We start from the raw sequence: 18062 nt of genomic DNA, 5'->3' as shown, positions 1-18062 counted from the left end.
AGGCCTTTGCCTTGCTTTCGGAGCAGGCCGCTACTTCGCCGCCTTCAGCGCCTGTGCAACGTCCTCGAGCAGATCGTCCGTATCCTCAAGACCGACCGACAGCCTCAGCGTTCCCGGCCCGATGCCGAGTTCGGCGCGCGCCTCGTCGCTGAGGTTCTTGTGTGTTGTCGTTGCCGGATGGGTGATCAGGCTCTTGGCGTCACCGAGATTGTTGGAGATCAGCACGATGTCGAGCGCGTTCTGCAAGGCGAAGGCCGCCTGCTTGCCGCCCTTGACGTCGAGGCAGATCAGCGTCGAGCCGCCCGCCATCTGCTTCTTGACGATGTCAGCCTGCGGATGGTCGGCGCGGCCGGGATAGATGACGCGGGCGATCTCCGGCTGTCCGGCCAGGAAATCGGCGATCTTGCCGGCACTTTCCGTCTGCTGGCGCACCCGCACCGGCAGCGTCTCCAGGCCCTTCAGCAGCGTCCAGGCGTTGAACGGCGACAGGCTCGGACCCGTGTGGCGGAAATAGTCGTGCAGATTTTCGTCGATCCACTTCTTGTCCGACAGGATGATGCCGCCCAGACAGCGTCCCTGGCCGTCAATGTGCTTGGTTGCGGAGTAGACGACGATGTGGGCGCCGAGCTGCAAGGGCTTCTGCTGCAAGGGCGTGGCAAAGACGTTGTCGACGATCAGCCTGGCGCCGATCGAGGTGGCGAGCGACGCGACAGCGGCGATGTCGACCACTTCCAGCGTCGGATTGGTCGGGCTTTCCAGGAAGAACAGCTTTGTGTTCGGCCTGACCGCCTTTTCCCAGTTGGCGATGTCGGTGCCGTCGACCAGCGTCGCCTCGATGCCGTATTTCGGCGCCAGCGTTTCGACCACCCAGCGGCAGGAGCCAAACAGCGCGCGCGCCGCAACGATATGGTCGCCGGCCCTGGCGCTGCACAGCAGCGCTGCCGTCACTGCCGCCATGCCCGATGCCGTGGCGCGGGCATCTTCGGCGCCTTCCAGCGCGCACATGCGCTTTTCGAACATGTCGACGGTCGGATTGGCATAGCGCGAATAGATGAAGCCCGGCTCCTCGCCCTTGAAACGGGCTTCGGCGGCCTGCGCCGTCTCGTAGACATAGCCCTGGGTGAGGTACATCGCTTCCGACGTTTCGCCGAACTGGGAACGCAGCGTCCCCCCATGCACGAGTGCGGTCTGAGGCTTCCAGTTACGCTTCTTGGTGCTCATCGCTTTTCTTCCAGACACAAAAAAAACCGGCCGCGAAAGTCGCAACCGGTCCATACGGCCTTGCGGCCCGACGGTCCTTTAGCGACTTGTTTAACGTGGCTGCAAGCCGACCGGCCAAATCACCACGGGAAAACGACCCTTTAGACCTCAGCCATGCTTGCGTCAATTGCCGGCTTCATTAAGAGGTTTGTACCAGTTGGAGCGGAGCCAGCCATTGCGGCAGACAGGCATTCTTCCCGATCAGGATATTTCCGCGCTGTTCCAGTCCGGCGCGCTGAAGTCGCCGCGCGCGCTCGATGTCGACCAGGTACAGCCGGCCAGCCTCGATCTCAGGCTCGGCGACAAGGCTTTTCGCGTCCGCGCCTCCTTCCTGCCCGGCCCCAACCACAAGGTGTCGGAGAAGCTCGACCGGCTGAAGCTGCACGAGATCAGCCTGACCGAAGGCGCGGTGCTGGAGACCGGCTGCGTCTACATCGTGCCGCTGCTCGAGAGCCTCGCCCTGCCGGCCAATATTTCCGCCTCGGCCAATCCCAAGAGCTCGACCGGACGGCTCGACATCTTCACCCGGGTGATGACCGACCGCGGCCACGAGTTCGACAAGATCGCCGCCGGCTATCACGGGCCGCTCTATCTCGAGGTCAGCCCGCGCACCTTCCCGATCGTCGTGCGCGCCGGCTCGCGCCTGTCGCAGATCAGGTTCCGCACCGGCAATGCGCTGTTGTCGGAGGCAGAGCTGAATGAATTGCACCGGGCCGAGATGCTGGTCGCGACCGAGCCGCCAAACATTTCCGGCGGTGGCATTGCGCTGTCGATCGATCTCGACGGCGATTACAACGGGCTGGTCGGCTATCGCGGCAAGCATCACACCGGCCTGGTCGACGTCGACAAGCGCGCCGCGCAGGATGCCGTCGATTTCTGGGAGCCGCTCTACAAGAGCGGCGCCGGCGAACTGGTGCTCGATCCCGACGAATTCTACATTCTGGTCAGCCGTGAGGCTGTGCACGTGCCGCCGCTCTACGCCGCCGAGATGACGCCTTTCGATCCGCTGGTCGGCGAGTTTCGCGTCCACTATGCCGGCTTCTTCGATCCCGGCTTCGGCCATTCGGCCTCAGGCGGGACCGGCAGCCGGGCGGTGCTCGAAGTGCGCAGCCATGAAGTGCCGTTCATCCTCGACCATGGCCAGATCGTCGGCCGGCTGGTCTACGAGCATATGCTTAAGCGGCCGCAGGCGCTCTACGGCACCGATCTAGGTTCGAATTACCAGGCGCAGGGCCTGAAGCTCTCCAAGCATTTCCGCACCGCCGGCTAGCCTCACCGTCAGGCAAAATACTTGCCTGCGTTGGCTCACCGTGCTTGGCTGCCTTTTAATGGCCGGCAAGAGACCGGCGTGCAAGGGGAACCTAAAAATGCAGATTTCAAGATGGATCATATCGGCGGCAAGCGCTGCCATGCTGGTGATGGCGGCCGGATCGCTGGCGCAGGCGCAGGAGAAGTTGAAGATCGGCACCGAAGGCGCCTATCCGCCCTTCAACACCATTACATCTGACGGCAAGGTCGAAGGCTTCGACATCGACATTGCCAATGCGCTGTGCGCGCAAATGAACGTCGAATGCGAGATCGTCACCCAGGACTGGGACGGCATCATTCCAGCGCTGCAGGCGAAGAAATTCGATGCCATCATCGCCTCGATGAGCATCACCGAGGAGCGCAAGAAGCAGGTCGCCTTCACCAACAAATACTACACCACCCCGCTGGCGCTGGTGGCGCCGAAGGACAGCGACCTCACGTCCACCGAACCGGCCGCCCTTGCCGGCAAGACGGTCGGCGCGCAGGCGTCGACCACCCAGGCCGACTACGCCCAAAACGCCTATGGCAAGGCCGGTGCGGAGGCAAAACTCTACCCGACTCAGGAAGAGGCGATCACCGACCTGCAGAATGGCCGTCTCGACGCGGTGATCTCAGACAAGTTCGTGCTGATGGACTGGCTGAAGAAGGCGAGCGACGGCTGCTGCAAGCTGGTCGGCGACGTCAAGGGCACCGAGACGCAAGCCGGCATCGCGGTGCGCCTGGAAGACACCGCACTGCGCGACAAGCTCAACGCGGCGATCGACGCCATCGTCGCCGACGGCACCTACAAGAAGATCCAGGCCAAGTATTTCGATTTTGATATTTATTGAGATTGGAGCTGCTAATCTCCCCCCTTGAGGGGGAGATGGCCGGCAGGCCAGAGGGGGTCGCTGCGCGTAGAACGCCAGCGCCCTCTGGGCCGCGGAAGACGTCGGCGCTTCACGCGCTATGACCCCCTCTGTCGCCTTCGGCGACATCTCCCCCGCAGGGGGGAGATCACCCTTTCTACAACGCCTTCACTGCCACCTTCACCGGCTGCTCGATCTCCAGCGGGTTGCGCAGCGGCAGGCCGAAATCTCCGGCCTCGATCTCGAAGACGTCGCCGGCCTGCGTCCTGATGCCGTCGGCGAAGGACAGCGTCGCCGTACCGAACATGTGCACATGCACGTCCCCGGGCTGGCGGAAGGCCGAATATTTGAAATGGTGGTGCTCGAGATTGGCGATGGTGTGCGACATGTTCGCTTCGCCCGACAGAAACGGCTTTTCCCACAAAAGATTGCCGTCGCGCAGGATGCGCGAAGCGCCTCTGATGTCGGCCGGCAGATCGCCGATCAGGATCTCCGGCCCAAACGAGGCATTGCGCAGCTTGGAATGCGCCAGGAACAGATAGTTCACCCGCTCGGTGATGTGGTCGGAAAACTCGTTGGACAGCGTGAAGCCGACGCGGAACGGCGCGCCGTCGTCGCCGATGACATAGATGCCGGCGATCTCCGGCTCTTCGCCGGCGTCCTGCGCGAAGGCCGGTGACATCAGCGCCGCGCCCGGCGCCACCGCCATGGTGCCGTTGCCCTTGTAGAACCATTCCGGCTGCACGCCGGTCTGGCCCTTGGCCGGCTTGCCGCCTTCCAGACCCATGCGGAACATCTTCATGGAATCGGTGAGTTGTTCCTCGCCGCCGTCGCTGAGCTTCTTGTGCATGGAATCGCGCGTCGCCGCCGATCCGAGGTGGGTGAGCCCGGTGCCGGTCAGATGCAGATGCGCCGGATCGGGATGGTTGATCGGCGACACCAGCCGCCCCTTCTTGTAGGCGGCGTCGAGATCGACGGCTTCACCGTATCCCTTGCGCTCGATCAGTGCGGCCAGCCCGGTGCCGGTGCGCGCGGCTTCCATCGCCAGCGAATAGACGCTGCGGGCGCCGTTGATGATCCGGGTCTTGCCGCCATTGCGGGCGACGACGCGGATCGTCTCGGCGTCGTCGAGGATCTGGGAGATCAGCATGATGAACCCTCTCTCAATTGTCTTGGCTCGGTTGCCGCTTTGACAAACCTTACCGGCGCGGCGCGGACCTATCCGTGTCACGGGTTAAAACTCTTCGTCCGGATTGCGCTCGCGATCCTGGTCCTTCAGGGGACTTCTTGCACTGCCCGGCAGCGCCGCGATGTGACCCGTATGCCGTCCTGGTTCCGCTCCCGGTCTAACCTTTGTTTTTGTTGTATACGTCGAAGACCACTGCGCCGAGCAGCACCAGGCCTTTGACCACCTGCTGCCAGTCGACATTGACGCCCATGATCGACATGCCGTTGTTCATCACACCCATGATGAAGCCGCCGACCACCGCGCCGATCACCTGGCCAACGCCGCCCATCGCCGAAGCGCCGCCGATGAACACCGCGGCGATGACGTCGAGCTCGCTGCCGAGGCCCGCGGCAGGCACGGCTTGTCCCAGGCGCGCCGCTATGATCAGGCCGCCAAGCGCCGACAGCACACCCATGTTGACGAACACCATCAGGGTCAGCCGCTCGGTCTTGATGCCCGACAGTTGCGCCGCCTTGGCATTGCCGCCCATGGCGTAGATGCGGCGGCCGATCGTCATGCGTTTTGTGACGAAGACGAACAGCGCGATCAGTGCGCCCATCACCATGAGTACGATCGGCAGGCCCCTGTAGCTGGCAAATTGGTAGACCAGGAACAGCGCCAGCGCGCTGGTAACCAGGGTCTTGATGACGAACAGCGTGAAAGGCTCGGCTTGGTAGCCGTGCGCTTCGCGGGTACGCCGTGCCTTGAGCCCGAAATAGGCATAGGCGAGCACGGCGACCAGGCCCAGCACGATCGTCGTCATGTGCAGGGTCATGCCGCTACCTACAATGGTCTTGCCGGCCGCATTTACCGTTGGTGGGATCAGCGTCAAAGGGCCGATGACATCCGGGATGAAGCCTGAACTAAGCGCCTTGAAGCCGGCTGGAAGCGGCCCCACCGAAGACCCGCCACCCAGCAGCGCCTGGCAGATGCCGCGGAAGATCAGCATTCCCGCCAGCGTCACGATGAAGCTCGGTATTCGGTGATAGGCAATCCAGTAGCCCTGTGCCGCGCCGATGAGGCCGCCGACGATCAGGCAGACGATTGAAACCACCAGCGGATTGCTGAACGGTCCAAGTGGCCAGATGACCATCATCATAGCCGCCAGCGCGCCGATGAAGCCGGCGACGGAGCCGACGCTGAGGTCGATATGGCCGGAGACGATGACCAGAAGCATGCCCAGCGCCATCACGATGATGAACGAGTTCTGCTGCACCAGGTTGCTCAGGTTCACCGGCTTGAACAGCGTGCCGGAGGTGGTGAACTGGAAGAACACCATGATGGCGATCAGCGCCAGTATCAGGCCGTAGTCGCGCAAATTGGTGATCAGCGCCGAGACGGCAACGCGCGGCCCCTGTTGCACATCTTCGGCGACGCCGCTTTTCGGCGCGGGACCGCTTTCGGTGGTCATGATGGCTTTCCTTCTCCCCGAACGATGGCGCGCATGATCTTTTCCTGGCTGGCGTCGCTCGCCGCCATTTCTCCAACCATGCGCCCTTCATTCATGACGTAGATGCGGTCGGTGATGCCGAGCAGTTCAGGCATCTCCGACGAGATGACGATGATCGCCTTACCTTCGGAGGCGAGGCGGGCGATGATGGTGTAGATTTCGTACTTGGCACCGACGTCGATGCCGCGCGTCGGCTCATCGAGGATGAGCACTTCCGGATTGGCGAACAGCCATTTCGACAGCACCACCTTCTGCTGGTTGCCGCCCGACAGATTGCCGGTCATCTGATAGACGCTGGACGAGCGGATGTTGGTCTTGGCCTTGTAGTCGTTGGCGACGGCGAGTTCGCGCAAATCGTCGATGACGGCGTGGCGCGACACGCCGCCAAGGTTGGCCAGCGTGATGTTGTGCTTGATATGATCGATCAGGTTGAGACCATAGGTCTTGCGGTCCTCGGTGACGTAGGCAATGCCATGGTCAACCGCCTTGCTGACCGAGGAGACATCGATAGGCTTGCCCTTGAGCAGCACTTCACCGGTGATATGGCGGCCATAGGAGCGGCCGAACAGGCTCATGGCGAATTCGGTGCGGCCGGCGCCCATCAGCCCAGCAATGCCGACGACCTCGCCCTTGCGCACATTGATGTCGATGCCCTTGATCACTTGCCGCTCGGCATGGATCGGATGATAGACAGACCAGTTCTTCACCTGCAGCACAACCTCGCCGATCTTTGGCTCACGTGGCGGGTAACGATCGTCGAGCGAGCGCCCGACCATCGAGGTGATGATGCGGTCTTCCGAAATGTCTTTCTTGGAAAGTGTTTCGATGGTGCGCCCGTCGCGGATGACCGTGACCTTGTCGGCGACCCGGTTCACTTCGTTGAGCTTGTGCGAGATCAGGATCGAGGTCATGCCTTGCCGCTTGAACTCGAGCAGCAGGTCGAGCAGCGCCTGGCTGTCCTTTTCGGACAGACTCGCCGTCGGCTCGTCCAGGATCAGCAGCTTGACTTCCTTGCTCAGCGCCTTGGCGATCTCGACCAGCTGCTGCTTGCCGACGCCGATATTGGTGATCAGCGTCTTGGGGTCCTCCTTGAGGCCCACCTTCTTCAGCAGGGCGCTGGTGCGCGTCTCGTTGGCATTCCAGTCGATGACGCCGAATTTGGCGTGTTCATTGCCAAGGAAAATGTTTTCGGCGATCGACAGCATCGGCACCAGCGCAAGTTCCTGGTGGATGATGACGATGCCCTTGTGTTCGCTGTCGTGAATGCCCTTGAAATGGCATTCCTCGCCACGGTAGACGATCGCGCCGTCATAGGTGCCGGTTGCATAAACGCCAGAGAGAACTTTCATCAGCGTCGATTTGCCGGCGCCGTTCTCGCCGACAACGGCATGGATCTCGCCTTCCTCGACACTGAGGTTGACGTTCGACAGCGCCTTCACGCCGGGGAACGTCTTGGTGATGTCGCGCATCTCCAAAATCGTCGAGGCCATGGGAACTACCGCTCCTTGAGAGGTCGGCAAACACTGCCGGCGAGGTCGGCAACAATACCGGGCTCGCTGGTGAACGAAAAGGGGCCCTGCGTTGAGCAGGACCCCTGATTTTACAACCGAATTTACTTCAGCTCGTCGGCCTTGATGTAGCCGGAGTCGACCACCAGCGCCTGGTAGTTCGACTTGTCGACATCATGCGGCGTCAAAAGGATCGAAGGAACGACCTTGACGTCGTTGTTGTAGGTCTTTTCATCGAGGCCTTCCGGCTTGCCGCCCGAGAGCACCTTGTCGACGAGTTCGACAGTGGCCTTGGCCAGTTCACGGGTGTCCTTGAACACGGTCGAGTACTGCTCGCCGGAGATGATCAGCTTGACCGAGGCGGTCTCGGCGTCCTGGCCGGTCACGATCGGCCAGGGCTGGGCGTCCGTGCCATAGCCGACAGCGCGCAGCGAGGCGGTGATGCCGCGCGACAGGCCGTCATAGGGCGACAGAACGCCATCGACGCGGCTGCCGTCCGAGTAGTTGGCCGACAGGAGGTTGTCCATGCGCGCCTGGGCGGTGGCGGCGAGCCAACGCAGCGTACCGACCTTGTCCATGCCGGTCTGGCCGGACTTGATCTTGATCGAGCCGTCATCGATCAGCGGCTGCAGGACGGAGATGGCGCCATTGTAGAAGAAGAAGGCGTTGTTGTCGTCCGGCGAGCCGCCGAACAGTTCGACGTTCCACGGCTTGGTGTTCGGGAAGCGCTCCTTGAGACCCTTGACCAGCGAGTTCGCCTGGATCACGCCGACGCCGAAATTGTCGAAGGTGGTGTAGTAGTCGACATTGGCGGTCTTCTTGATCAGGCGGTCATAGGCGACGACGACGACGCCGGCGTCAGCGGCCTTCTGCAGCGCGTCCGACAGCGTGGTGCCGTCGATCGAGGCGATGATCAGCGCCTTCGGGCCTTTGGTGATTTCATTTTCAAGCTGGCTGAGCTGGTTGGGGATGTCGTCCTGCGCGTACTGCAGGTCGACCGTGTAGCCGAGAGCCTCGAGCTGGGACTTGACGGCGTCGCCATCATTGATCCAGCGCTGCGAGGTCTTGGTTGGCATCAGCACGCCGACGAGACCCTTGTCGGCTGCATGCGCCGAGTAGGTCATGGCAGCGATGCCGAGGGCCGCGACGGCGGCCAGTGTCTTGATGATTTTCACTTAACTCTCCCTGGTTGATGGACGCGGCACCCCGGGGCTTCGCGGGCCGCGCAGTCGAACGGAAGCGAAACGCGCCACCGCCGGCATGTCGATCTCTGGTATTCCTCCCAATAATCTCGAGACGCTGATTTCGATCGATACGATTTTGCTCGTCAACGACCGTCAAGTCTCAAGACGCGCTCAGGGTGTGTCCCTTTGCCATAACTGTCAAATGCGATCTTTGATAGTTGCTATATCGAAACTGATATATATTAGGAGCGGATAAAGGCCTGGTCGGATTGCCGGCCGATCACGCGCGGGAGCAGGGGAAAATCATGGCGGCGCTGCGCAATTCCTCAGGAATCTCAAGTGGTTACGACGAGGTCCCGGGCGGCAGCGAAACCCTTTTGCGCAGCGGCCTCAGCCTGCGCCATATGCGCATGATCGTCGCCCTCGACGACCACGGCCGTGTGAGTGCCGCGGCGCAGGTGATGAACATCTCGCAGCCGGCGGCGTCACGCATGATCGCCGAGATGGAAGCCGTGCTCGACGTCAAGCTGTGCGAAAGGCTGCCGCGCGGCATCACGCTGACCCCTTACGGCAAGGCGCTGGCCAGGCGCGCCCGCTCCATCCTGCTCGAGATGCGCGAGGCCGACCGCGAGATTTCCGAGCTCAAGGCTGGCAAGGGCGGCGCGGTGTTTCTAGGCGCAGTGACCGCGCCGGCGATCGAACTGGCGGTGCCGGCGATCCGCGAAATCCGCCGCATCTATCCGCGCATCGAGATCACCATGCAGGTCGAGACCTCCAACGTGCTGGCGCGCGAGCTGATTGCCACGCGCCATGATTTCATCATCGCCCGCATTCCCGACGATCTCAATCCGCGGCTGTTCGAGGCCCGCGTCATCGGCGTCGAAAAAGCCTGCCTGATCGTGCGCCGCGGCCATCCGCTGAGCAACGGCAAGGCCGTGCGGCTGGAGGATACGGCTGCGTATGACTGGGTCTTCCAGTCCGGCGGCTCGCCGCTGCGCCAGGCGATGGAAAGCAATTTCCTGAACCGCAACATCGCGCTGCCGGACCGCATCCTCAACACCTCTTCGCTGCTGCTGACCCTGGTCATGGTGGCGCAGTCCGATGCCATCGCTCCGGTGTCGATCCAGGTGGCAAAATTCATCCAGAACCCCGACGGTCTCGCCGGCGCCATCGACGTCGTCCAGACCGAGTTCGACATCGAGGTCCGCCCCTACAGCCTGATCACGGTGAAGAACCGCGCGCTGTCGCCGGCCGCCAAAATGCTGCACGACTTCATCCTGCGCGAAGTGGGATAACGGCCGGGAACTCCATCCTTGCGCGGAACGGGACTATAGCCGGACCTGGTGCGGCCACACGGATGGCGGCATTGGCGTGCCCGCCAACGTGATCCTTTGCGGCCCCCAAGAAAATTGGAAAACGGGTCACGCGCCCAGCCCTGCGCCGCAGGTTGGAGCGGGTGGAGGGATCTCGTTCGCGCCAGTGTGACAGACTGATCGGAAAATTGATGAGCGCCGCCTAATGTTAACCATCTTGATGCTAGCGTTGGCGTCGCGAAACAAACGCGAGGCCACAGGATGCACACTGAACTGCCGCTTGCAAAGCTTGGATGGACGTTGAAGACCATGGCGATTGGGCTCTTCGCCGCCACCCTGACGGCGCTGCCCGCGAACGCGGAGACGGTGAAAGGCAATCCCGGTGGCCAGATCGTGACCTTCGCTTTGCACGTCGCCAAACTGCGCGCCGCCGATGAGCCAGTGCACTTTGACGGGGCGTGCGACAGCGCCTGCACGCTCTATCTGTCCCTGCCCGTCGAGCAGCTTTGCGTTACCCCGCGTGCATCCTTCGGCTTCCATCTGCCGTACGGCGTCGGCGCTCATCAGAACGCCGTCGCTGCCAACTACCTGCTCTCGCAATACCCCGATTGGGTGCGGCAGTGGATCGCCGAGCATGGCGGCCTGTCGCACACCCTGATGCGGATGGAAGCCGATGAGGTGGCAATGCACCTTCCCATATGCGCCGGGGTGCAGGCATGAACAGGGTCGCAATGCGCAGGCCTGCGGCAGGCGCCGGCAAACTCCGTCTAGATCATTGATTTTTGCTGGAGCGGGTAGCGGGAATCGAACCCGCGCGTTCAGCTTGGGAAGCTGACAAGCTACCATTACATCATACCCGCGTCGGCACTTCGATATCATGATGGGCCCGCTTCGGGCAATCGCTCTTGGATAGCTCGTCGGAAACGGCTGTTGGAAACCCGGCCGGCCGGAGCATCTTCGGCGGCGCGAGCTAGGGTGGCATTTGGAGAAGGTCTAACCCTAGCGGCTGACCTCACAGCCTGTCCGCAATATGTCGGAGGGACCTGCTGCACGGTTGCTCGGGCGACAGCGAAGCCGCCCCGGCTTGATGCCGGGCGGCTAAGTGCGTATTCGTGGACCTGTACCCCGAATCCGGGCACACGAATCTGGAGGCAGGCCTTGTCCGCAGTGACGCGCTTTCTCGGCGACTCGCCCGTCAGGGTGATCGTCAAGCTGCTGGTCATATCGTTCCTCGTCGGCCTGGTGATGAACGCTTTCGGCTGGACGCCGATGGACGTCTTTTATGGCGTCCAGAAATTCTTCATCGACCTGTGGAACCTGGGTTTCCACGCCATTGACCGCTTCCTCGGCTATATCTTGCTTGGGGCCGCGATCGTCGTGCCGGTCTTTATCTTCTTGAGGATTGCCAACTACCGGAAGTAACTTTCGTTCCTCAGGCGAAGGTCGCCGCCACCTCGAACAGGATGGCGTGGCGGGCCGCCAGTGCTGCCACGTCGGTCGAATAGCCGCCGCCGATGACGCCGCAGACCGGAATGCCCAGCGCGCGGAAATGGCCGATCACCATCGCGTCGCGGGCACGCAAGCCGGCATCGCTGAGCGAGAGCCGGCCAAGCCGGTCCTCGGCATGGACGTCGACACCGGCATTGTAGAAGACGATGTCCCAGCCCGCCTTGGCCGAGAGCTCCGGCAGGATGGCGCCCAGCCGTTCGCGATAGGCGGCATCGCCGGTGCCGTCCGGCAGCGCGATGTCGAGATCTGAGGCGATCTTGCGCACGGGATAGTTGCGCTCGCCATGCATGGAGAATGTGAAGGCGCGTGGTTCGTTTTCCAGAATGTCCGCGGTTCCGTCACCCTGATGCACGTCGAGATCGACGATCAGGATGTTTTCGGCGGCACCTTCGGCGCGAAGCACCAGCGAAGCGACGGCGACATCGTTGAAGGTGCAGAAGCCGGCGCCCTGCGCGCGCCGCGCATGGTGGCTGCCGCCGGCGGTGTTGCAGGCAATGCCGTTGACGAGCGCCAGCCGCGCCGCCAGTACCGTGCCGCCGGCGGCGAGCTGCGCCCTGAGCGAAACACGTGGCCCCACGGTAAAGCCGATCTCGCGCTCGATCTTTTCGGGCACCGCACAAGCGATGACCTGGTCGACATAGTCGGCCGCATGGGCGAGCTTCAGCCAGGAGGCCGGCGCCGGCTCGGGCATCGACAGCGCCTCGGCGTGGATCAGACCCCGCGCGTGCAAGGCCTGCATCAGCAGCGGATATTTGCTCATTGGAAAGCGATGATTGACGGCGAAGCCGGCGTCGTAATCGGGGTGGTGGACGATCTGCAGGGGCATGCACTGGATCCGGCGGGCTCGCGCCAGGCCGAAGATTTCGGTTGGCCCTCACGACAAGGGCAATTGCGCGGTGGCCGGAAAATGGGGCACATCGGCCGTTCGATCAAGCCGCAATCAGCAAGGCAGCTATCCCTTGGACACGGGTGCAATCCCAGCCGACGCGAGACCTTTCGCCGTCACCAACCGTTCGGTGCTTGCCATCGCCGTGCCGATGACGCTCGCCTATCTGACGACGCCCTTGCTCGGCATCGTCGATACGGCGGTGGTCGGCCAGTTCGGCGACGCCGCCCTGCTCGGCGGCCTGGCGGCTGGCGCGCTGGTCTTCGACGTCGTCTTCAACACCTTCAATTTCCTGCGCTCCGGCACGACCGGTCTCGTCGCTCAGGCTTTCGGGGCCGGCGACGAATTGGAGGAGCAGGCGGTGTTCTGGCGCGCCGTGCTGATAGCAGTCGCCGCCGGCATCGCGCTTGTCGCCCTTGCGCCGCTGATAGCCATCGCGGGCCAGAAATTCATCGGCGGCGAAGCGCGCGTTAGCGAGGCCATGGGCATCTATATCAGGATCAGGATGCTCGCCGCCCCCTTTGCGCTGATCAACTACGCCATCCTCGGCTATGTGCTGGGGCGCGGCGAGGGCGGGCTGGGGCTGATGCTGCAGGCGGTGCTCAACGGCATCAACATCGTGCTCTGCATCCTGCTCGGCCTGAAGCTCGGCTGGGGCGTCGCCGGCGTCGCCTGGGCGACCGTCACCGGCGAATTGCTGGCCATGCTGCTGGGCCTCGCCATCATTGTCTGGCGGTTCCGGGCCGCAGCACGCCTGCCGCGGCATCGCCTGCTCGACATGGACGCCTTCCTGCGCATGCTGTCGCTCAACCGCGACATCATGATCCGCTCGTTCTCGCTGCTCGCCGCCTTCGCGCTGTTCACCCGCCAGGGCGCGCAGTTCGGCACGCTGATGCTGGCCGCCAACGCCGTGCTGATGAACTTCTTCCTTGTCGCCGGCTATTTCCTCGACGGTTTTGCCACCGCCGCCGAACAGTTGGCGGGACGTGCCATTGGCGCGCGCGCCGAAACCTCGTTTCGCCGGGCGGTGCGCCTGACGCTGTTCTGGGGTTTCGGCCTGGCGGGAACCGCCACGCTGATCTTCTGGCTCGGCGGCGCCGGCCTGGTTTCTTTGATCACCACATCGCAGGACGTCCGCGATGTCGCCGATGTCTATCTGCCCTGGGCGGCGCTGACGCCGCTCAGTGGGGTGCTGGCCTTCCAGATGGACGGCGTCTTCATCGGCGCAACCTGGTCGCGCGATATGCGCAACATGATGCTGGTCTCTTTCTTGGCCTTCAGTGCCGCGCTGCTGACCTTGGCGCCGGCCCTGGGCAATCACGGCCTGTGGGCGGCGCTGCACGTCTTCCTGCTGGTGCGCGGCTTCAGCCTGCTGGCCATCCTGCGGCTGAGAATGCGCACGGCATTTTAGAGCGGCTTGGCAGCCCACTGATCGAGGCTGGCATCGCGTAGCGCGCGCAACGACTTCAGCCCGTCCTTGTCGGCAAACCGTACCATCCCGGCAAGGATGCGGCCCGGCAGCGCCGGTCCGGCATAGATCATGCCGGTGTAGAGCTGGACGAGGTCGGCGCCGGCGCGGATTTTCTCCAGCGCGGTCTCAGCGGAATCGACGCCGCCGACGCCGATGATGGCGCGCTCCGGCCCGAGCAGTCTGCGCATCTTGGCCAGCACGATGGTCGAGCGGTCGAACAGCGGCTTTCCCGAGAGACCACCGATCTCGCCGGTCGTGCTCCGCAATCCGGTCCGCGCCAGCGTCGTGTTGGAAACGATGACGCCGTCGATCTGCTTTTCGCTGACTTCGGCAGCGATGTCCTCAAGCTCTGCCTCGACCAAATCCGGCGCGATCTTGAGGAAGACGGGCGGCTGCGCCGAAGCTGCTGCACGCGCCGACATGACCCGAGACAAAAGCTCGCCGAGCTGTTCGCGCGCCTGCATGGTGCGCAGGCCGGGCGTGTTGGGCGACGAGATGTTGACGGTGAGATAGCTGGCATATTTCGCAAAGCGCGAGACGCCCAGCTCATAGTCACTGACGCGATCGGCGCTGTCCTTGTTGGCGCCGATGTTGACGCCGACAATGCCGCCGCGCCCCTTGCGCGCGGCAAGGCGCCTCTCGGCGGCCTCGTGGCCCTCATTGTTGAAGCCCAGCCGGTTGATCACGGCATCATCCTCAGTCAGCCGGAAAATGCGTGGCTTCGGGTTACCCGCCTGCGGCAGCGGCGTCACCGTGCCCACTTCGGCGAAACCGAAGCCAAGGCCAAGCAGCGCGTCGGGCACTTCGGCATTCTTGTCATAGCCGGCGGCCATGCCGAGCGGATTGGGAAAGGCGAGGCCACATAGGCTGACCTTCAGCCTGTCGTCGCGTACTGCCCGCGCGCCGACCGGCAGGCCGCAGCGCAATGCGGCGATCGACATGCCATGCGCCGTTTCCGGATCGAAGCTGAACAGCAGTTTCTGGCCGATGCGGTCGAGCACGCTCATTCGGCCTCCAGCGCCGGGAATTGATGCGCGCCGTCGGCGCCGAGCGGCAATGGCCGCACCCACAGCACGGCGTTCTTGTCGAGCACGCCATAGAGATGCGGGAACAGCGCGCCGCCACGGGAGACCTCGTATTTCAGGGCATCACCCAGCCGAGCCCCGTCGATGGCGACCAGGACCAGATCCGTCTGGCCGGCGAAGTGCTTGGCCGCCGTCTCGCGTGCTTGTCCTGCGGTGGAGAAATGGATGAAGCCGTCGGCGATGTCGATCGGAGCGCCGGTGAAGCGGCCGTTTTTCTCGGCCTCGCGCCAAAGCGCTTCGGGCGCGATCTTGTAGATAATCTGAGACATGGCTGCGCTATAATCCGGATGGCTCATGCGGGGAAGGGCAACTCTTCCGCATTTACGGCGCAAAGCTGTGATAGGCTCTCGTACACTGGCTCGTGGAGGATGGAACATGCGTCTGCAGCACATACTGATCCCCGCCGCACTGGTCTCGCTGGTTGCGGCATCGGCCTGGTCCGAGGAGACCGATCGCTACCGGCTGGAAAAATCGGCCAACGGCTATGTCCGCATGGACACGCAGACCGGCGCCATGTCGATCTGCGAGGAACGGTCCGGCCAGCTCGTCTGCAAGATGGCCGCCGACGAACGTGCCGCCTTCCAGGACGAGGTCGACCGTTTGCAGGCCTCGATGAAGGCCATGGACGAGCGCGTCACCAAGCTGGAGAGCTCGCTGTCCGCCCGCCTCGAATCGAAATTGCCGAGCGAGGAGGATTTCGACAAGACGATGAATTACATGGAGCGCATGCTGCGTGGCTTCATGGGTATCGTCAAGGAGATGGACAAGGATAATGGCGACGGCGCCAAGCTCAATTCGCAAAAGACCTGAGCCGCATCCGGCCATTGCCGCTTGAAAACAGAACGCTTCGCCGCATAATCGTCCGGTCCCGAAAAAGCCGATAATCAACAACGGGATTTGGGGAGGAATATTTGCCGTCGGGCTACACCTTCGTCATCGCCGACGATCATCCGCTTTTCCGCGGCGCGCTGAAAGAGGCGCTTGCCGGGGTCGGCGATGTCGCCGCCATTCACGAGGCCGGCGATTTCGAAAGCGCCAAGGCGCTGGTCGTGGCCAATGAGGATGTCGACCTGGTGTTGCTCGATCTGTCGATGCCGGGCGCCAGTGGCCTGTCCGGCCTGATCTCGCTGCGCGGCATCCATCCGGCGGTGCCGCTGGTGGTGGTGTCGGCGCATGATGACCCGGTGACCATCCGGCGCGCGCTCGATCTCGGCGCCTCCGGCTTCATCTCCAAATCGGCCAGCATGGAGGAGATCCGCAGCGCTGTGCAGACGGTGCTGGCCGGCGATATCGCCGCGCCCGTCGGCATCGATCTCGGCGTCGAGCGCGACCCCGAAATATCGGACCTGATCAAGCGACTGCAGGCGCTGACGCCGCAGCAGACGCGCGTGCTCGGCATGCTGGCCGAAGGCCTGCTCAACAAGCAGATCGCCTATGAGCTCAGCGTCTCAGAAGCGACGGTCAAAGCGCATGTCTCGGCCATCCTGCAAAAACTCGGCGTCGACAGCCGCACCCAGGCGGTGATTCAGCTGTCCAAGATCGGCAACGACCCGCTGCAGCCGGTGAGCTGAGCGCCGAAGGCGCTCAGCTCTGTTCGGATGCCGCAAACCAATCCGTCGGCGGCTTTAGCTCAGCTTCACCGACAGTTCCACGTCGTCGCCGAACGGCGTCGACATGTAGCCCGATGCAGGAGCGCGCACGCGCTCCAGATATTCGGGGCTGAAATCGGCATTGTCGGCGATCACCAGCGCGCCGGGCCTGAGCCGGCTTTCGACCAGGCTCAATATCTCCGGGTAGATCGCCTTGGCGCCGTCGAGCAGCAAGAGATCGATCGTTTCGGGGAGATCGGCGCTCAGCGTCTGCAGCGCATCGCCTTCGCGGACTTCCACCAGATCGATGAGGCCGCCCTCGGTCAGGTTGGCCTTGGCCCGCATCACCTTGGACGGCTCGAACTCGGTGGTGATCAGACGGCCGCCGCCATTGTCCCTCAGGGCGGCTGCCAGATAGAGCGTCGAGATGCCGAACGAGGTGCCGAACTCGATGATGACGCGGGCGCCGCTGCTGCGCGCCAGCATGTAGAGCAGCGTGCCGGTCTCCGGCGAAACCGCGAGCCACAGGTCCTTCAGCCGTCCGTAGAAGTCGACATATTCGGTCTTGCTGCGCAGCAGGCGCTCCCGCTCGTCGCGCGAGAAACTGGTCGCAGTTGGGCTCGTCGCTGCTTCCGCCTCCTTGAACAGGCGGGCGAGCAAGGGTGCAAGCGGGGTGAGGGTGGTCATGAAAAGTCTCCAGTCGAAAATCATTGCGTTCTTGTGTCGTGCCAAAAATACGAATAATCCTTCAGGTTTCCAATTCGCATTGCCGGACAGCACGATGGCCGAACGTCCAAGCCTTTCTATTTCCTCGCGAAAACAGCCCAAGCAGGCGCGTGCGGTCGAGCTTATCTCGGCGATTTTGCAAGCTGCTGTTCAGGTTTTGGCGAGCGAGGGCGCGCAGCGTTTCACCACCACGCGCGTGGCCGAAAGGGCCGGCGTGAGCGTCGGTTCGCTCTACCAATATTTTCCCAACAAGGCCGCACTGCTGTTCCGGTTGCAAAGCGATGAGTGGCAGCAGACCGGCGGCCTGCTGCGCACCATACTCGAGGACAACCAGCGGCCGCCGCTTGAGCGGTTGCGCAGGCTTGTCCACGCCTTCATCCGCTCGGAGTGCGAAGAGGCCGCCGTGCGCGGGGCGCTCAATGACGCCGCTCCGCTTTATCGCGACGCACCCGAGGCGCATGAGGCAAGGGACGCTGGCGAGCGCACCATTCAGAACTTCCTGCGTGAAGCCTTGCCTGAAGCCTCGGAAGCCATCCGTGCACTGGCCGGCGGCCTGATCGGCGCGACGCTGAGCGCCGTGGGCAAGGATTTTTCAGGCAGCCCCCGCACCGACGCGGAGATCGAGGCCTACGCCGATGCGATGGCCGATATGTTCTGCGCATACCTCATAAGCCTTGGACACCGCTGAGACGGGCCG

General features: G+C 63.2%; 18 protein-coding genes, 1 tRNA gene and 1 riboswitch. Of the genes, 9 read left to right on the top strand and 10 right to left on the bottom strand.

The window, feature by feature from the left end; genetic code table 11:
* Positions 1–30 precede the first annotated feature (30 nt).
* A complete protein-coding gene (locus AC1D1L_RS00845; protein WP_477338050.1) occupies positions 31–1221 on the bottom strand; it encodes an O-succinylhomoserine sulfhydrylase in 1191 nt (396 codons plus the stop codon).
* Positions 1222–1279: 58 nt separating this feature from the next.
* Positions 1280–1357: riboswitch (SAM riboswitch) on the bottom strand.
* 78 nt (positions 1358–1435) lie between these two features.
* On the opposite strand from AC1D1L_RS00845, the gene AC1D1L_RS00840 reads away from it, so the two are divergent.
* Positions 1436–2530 carry a 2'-deoxycytidine 5'-triphosphate deaminase gene (locus tag AC1D1L_RS00840; RefSeq protein ID WP_477338048.1) on the top strand — a complete coding sequence of 365 codons (1095 nt, stop codon included), beginning with the start codon at positions 1436–1438 and terminating at the stop codon, positions 2528–2530.
* 97 nt (positions 2531–2627) lie between these two features.
* The gene (locus AC1D1L_RS00835) at positions 2628–3398 is read left to right on the top strand and encodes an ABC transporter substrate-binding protein (protein WP_477338046.1); all 771 of its coding nucleotides are present in this window, start codon (positions 2628–2630) and stop codon (positions 3396–3398) included.
* A gap of 175 nt (positions 3399–3573) precedes the next feature.
* Here the strand turns inward: AC1D1L_RS00835 and araD1 are convergent, their stop codons facing one another.
* The 4 genes from araD1 to chvE form a co-directional block, all read right to left on the bottom strand.
* Complete coding sequence (gene araD1 / locus AC1D1L_RS00830) at positions 3574–4566, bottom strand: AraD1 family protein (protein ID WP_477338044.1); 993 nt, start codon at positions 4564–4566, stop codon at positions 3574–3576.
* Positions 4567–4762: 196 nt separating this feature from the next.
* Positions 4763–6055, bottom strand: coding sequence for a multiple monosaccharide ABC transporter permease (gene mmsB, locus AC1D1L_RS00825; RefSeq protein WP_112565523.1), 1293 nt, complete (start codon positions 6053–6055; stop codon positions 4763–4765).
* Positions 6052–7584, bottom strand: coding sequence for a multiple monosaccharide ABC transporter ATP-binding protein (gene mmsA / locus AC1D1L_RS00820; RefSeq protein ID WP_112565521.1), 1533 nt, complete (start codon positions 7582–7584; stop codon positions 6052–6054). Before mmsA ends, mmsB begins: the two co-directional genes overlap by 4 nt.
* 122 nt (positions 7585–7706) lie before the next feature.
* The gene (gene chvE, locus AC1D1L_RS00815; RefSeq protein WP_192258872.1) at positions 7707–8777 is read right to left on the bottom strand and encodes a multiple monosaccharide ABC transporter substrate-binding protein; all 1071 of its coding nucleotides are present in this window, start codon (positions 8775–8777) and stop codon (positions 7707–7709) included.
* A gap of 314 nt (positions 8778–9091) precedes the next feature.
* Here chvE and AC1D1L_RS00810 point away from each other — a divergent pair, with 314 nt between their 5' ends.
* A complete protein-coding gene (locus tag AC1D1L_RS00810; protein WP_352587406.1) occupies positions 9092–10081 on the top strand; it encodes a LysR family transcriptional regulator in 990 nt (329 codons plus the stop codon).
* Between the two features lie 279 nt (positions 10082–10360).
* Positions 10361–10819: a hypothetical protein gene (locus tag AC1D1L_RS00805; protein WP_477338041.1), complete on the top strand. Its 459-nt coding sequence runs from the start codon at positions 10361–10363 to the stop codon at positions 10817–10819.
* Between the two features lie 66 nt (positions 10820–10885).
* On the opposite strand, the gene AC1D1L_RS00800 is transcribed toward AC1D1L_RS00805, so the two are convergent.
* A tRNA-Gly gene (locus tag AC1D1L_RS00800) sits at positions 10886–10959 on the bottom strand.
* Positions 10960–11257: 298 nt separating this feature from the next.
* Between AC1D1L_RS00800 and AC1D1L_RS00795 the strand changes: the two genes are divergently transcribed.
* Positions 11258–11521 (top strand): DUF6460 domain-containing protein, encoded by a 264-nt coding sequence (locus AC1D1L_RS00795; RefSeq protein WP_477338039.1) that lies wholly within the window; start codon positions 11258–11260, stop codon positions 11519–11521.
* Positions 11522–11531: 10 nt separating this feature from the next.
* Here the strand turns inward: AC1D1L_RS00795 and AC1D1L_RS00790 are convergent, their stop codons facing one another.
* Positions 11532–12434 (bottom strand): histone deacetylase family protein, encoded by a 903-nt coding sequence (locus AC1D1L_RS00790; protein ID WP_477338037.1) that lies wholly within the window; start codon positions 12432–12434, stop codon positions 11532–11534.
* Positions 12435–12567: 133 nt separating this feature from the next.
* Between AC1D1L_RS00790 and AC1D1L_RS00785 the strand changes: the two genes are divergently transcribed.
* The gene (locus AC1D1L_RS00785) at positions 12568–13905 is read left to right on the top strand and encodes an MATE family efflux transporter (RefSeq protein WP_477338035.1); all 1338 of its coding nucleotides are present in this window, start codon (positions 12568–12570) and stop codon (positions 13903–13905) included.
* On the opposite strand, the gene AC1D1L_RS00780 is transcribed toward AC1D1L_RS00785, so the two are convergent.
* The gene (locus AC1D1L_RS00780; protein WP_477338033.1) at positions 13902–14972 is read right to left on the bottom strand and encodes a quinone-dependent dihydroorotate dehydrogenase; all 1071 of its coding nucleotides are present in this window, start codon (positions 14970–14972) and stop codon (positions 13902–13904) included. The two genes, AC1D1L_RS00785 and AC1D1L_RS00780, sit on opposite strands and share 4 nt — an antisense overlap.
* A complete protein-coding gene (locus tag AC1D1L_RS00775; RefSeq protein ID WP_477338031.1) occupies positions 14969–15319 on the bottom strand; it encodes a DUF952 domain-containing protein in 351 nt (116 codons plus the stop codon). Before AC1D1L_RS00775 ends, AC1D1L_RS00780 begins: the two co-directional genes overlap by 4 nt.
* A gap of 106 nt (positions 15320–15425) precedes the next feature.
* Between AC1D1L_RS00775 and AC1D1L_RS00770 the strand changes: the two genes are divergently transcribed.
* Entirely contained in the window at positions 15426–15860 is a 435-nt protein-coding gene (locus AC1D1L_RS00770) for a hypothetical protein (protein WP_477338029.1), read from the top strand.
* Positions 15861–15961: 101 nt separating this feature from the next.
* A complete protein-coding gene (locus AC1D1L_RS00765) occupies positions 15962–16621 on the top strand; it encodes a response regulator transcription factor (RefSeq protein WP_477233728.1) in 660 nt (219 codons plus the stop codon).
* Between the two features lie 54 nt (positions 16622–16675).
* Here AC1D1L_RS00765 and AC1D1L_RS00760 read toward each other — a convergent pair whose 3' ends face one another.
* On the bottom strand, positions 16676–17326 hold the full coding sequence (locus AC1D1L_RS00760) for an O-methyltransferase (protein WP_477338027.1): 651 nt from the start codon (positions 17324–17326) through the stop codon (positions 16676–16678).
* A 94-nt stretch (positions 17327–17420) separates the two neighbouring features.
* Between AC1D1L_RS00760 and AC1D1L_RS00755 the strand changes: the two genes are divergently transcribed.
* Positions 17421–18053, top strand: a complete 633-nt coding sequence (locus tag AC1D1L_RS00755; protein WP_477338720.1) for a TetR/AcrR family transcriptional regulator — start codon at positions 17421–17423, stop codon at positions 18051–18053.
* The last annotated feature ends 9 nt before the right edge of the window (positions 18054–18062 follow it).

Source organism: Mesorhizobium sp. P2_D6, assembly GCF_056404315.1.
Note: the sequence above shows the minus strand (reverse complement) of the source record. Positions and strands in the feature narration are given on the sequence as shown.

Bases quoted from the DNA above. Each gene is read 5' to 3' on its own strand.
- AC1D1L_RS00780 (WP_477338033.1), bottom strand. From the start codon at position 14,972: ATGAGCGTGCTCGACCGCATCGGCCAGAAACTGCTGTTCAGCTTCGAT.
- AC1D1L_RS00755 (WP_477338720.1), top strand. From the start codon at position 17,421: ATGGCCGAACGTCCAAGCCTTTCTATTTCCTCGCGAAAACAGCCCAAG.
- AC1D1L_RS00770 (WP_477338029.1), top strand. From the start codon at position 15,426: ATGCGTCTGCAGCACATACTGATCCCCGCCGCACTGGTCTCGCTGGTT.
- araD1 (WP_477338044.1), bottom strand. From the start codon at position 4,566: ATGCTGATCTCCCAGATCCTCGACGACGCCGAGACGATCCGCGTCGTC.
- mmsB (WP_112565523.1), bottom strand. From the start codon at position 6,055: ATGACCACCGAAAGCGGTCCCGCGCCGAAAAGCGGCGTCGCCGAAGAT.
- mmsA (WP_112565521.1), bottom strand. From the start codon at position 7,584: ATGGCCTCGACGATTTTGGAGATGCGCGACATCACCAAGACGTTCCCC.
- AC1D1L_RS00760 (WP_477338027.1), bottom strand. From the start codon at position 17,326: ATGACCACCCTCACCCCGCTTGCACCCTTGCTCGCCCGCCTGTTCAAG.
- AC1D1L_RS00845 (WP_477338050.1), bottom strand. From the start codon at position 1,221: ATGAGCACCAAGAAGCGTAACTGGAAGCCTCAGACCGCACTCGTGCAT.
- AC1D1L_RS00790 (WP_477338037.1), bottom strand. From the start codon at position 12,434: ATGCCCCTGCAGATCGTCCACCACCCCGATTACGACGCCGGCTTCGCC.
- AC1D1L_RS00810 (WP_352587406.1), top strand. From the start codon at position 9,092: ATGGCGGCGCTGCGCAATTCCTCAGGAATCTCAAGTGGTTACGACGAG.
- AC1D1L_RS00775 (WP_477338031.1), bottom strand. From the start codon at position 15,319: ATGTCTCAGATTATCTACAAGATCGCGCCCGAAGCGCTTTGGCGCGAG.
- AC1D1L_RS00835 (WP_477338046.1), top strand. From the start codon at position 2,628: ATGCAGATTTCAAGATGGATCATATCGGCGGCAAGCGCTGCCATGCTG.
- AC1D1L_RS00805 (WP_477338041.1), top strand. From the start codon at position 10,361: ATGCACACTGAACTGCCGCTTGCAAAGCTTGGATGGACGTTGAAGACC.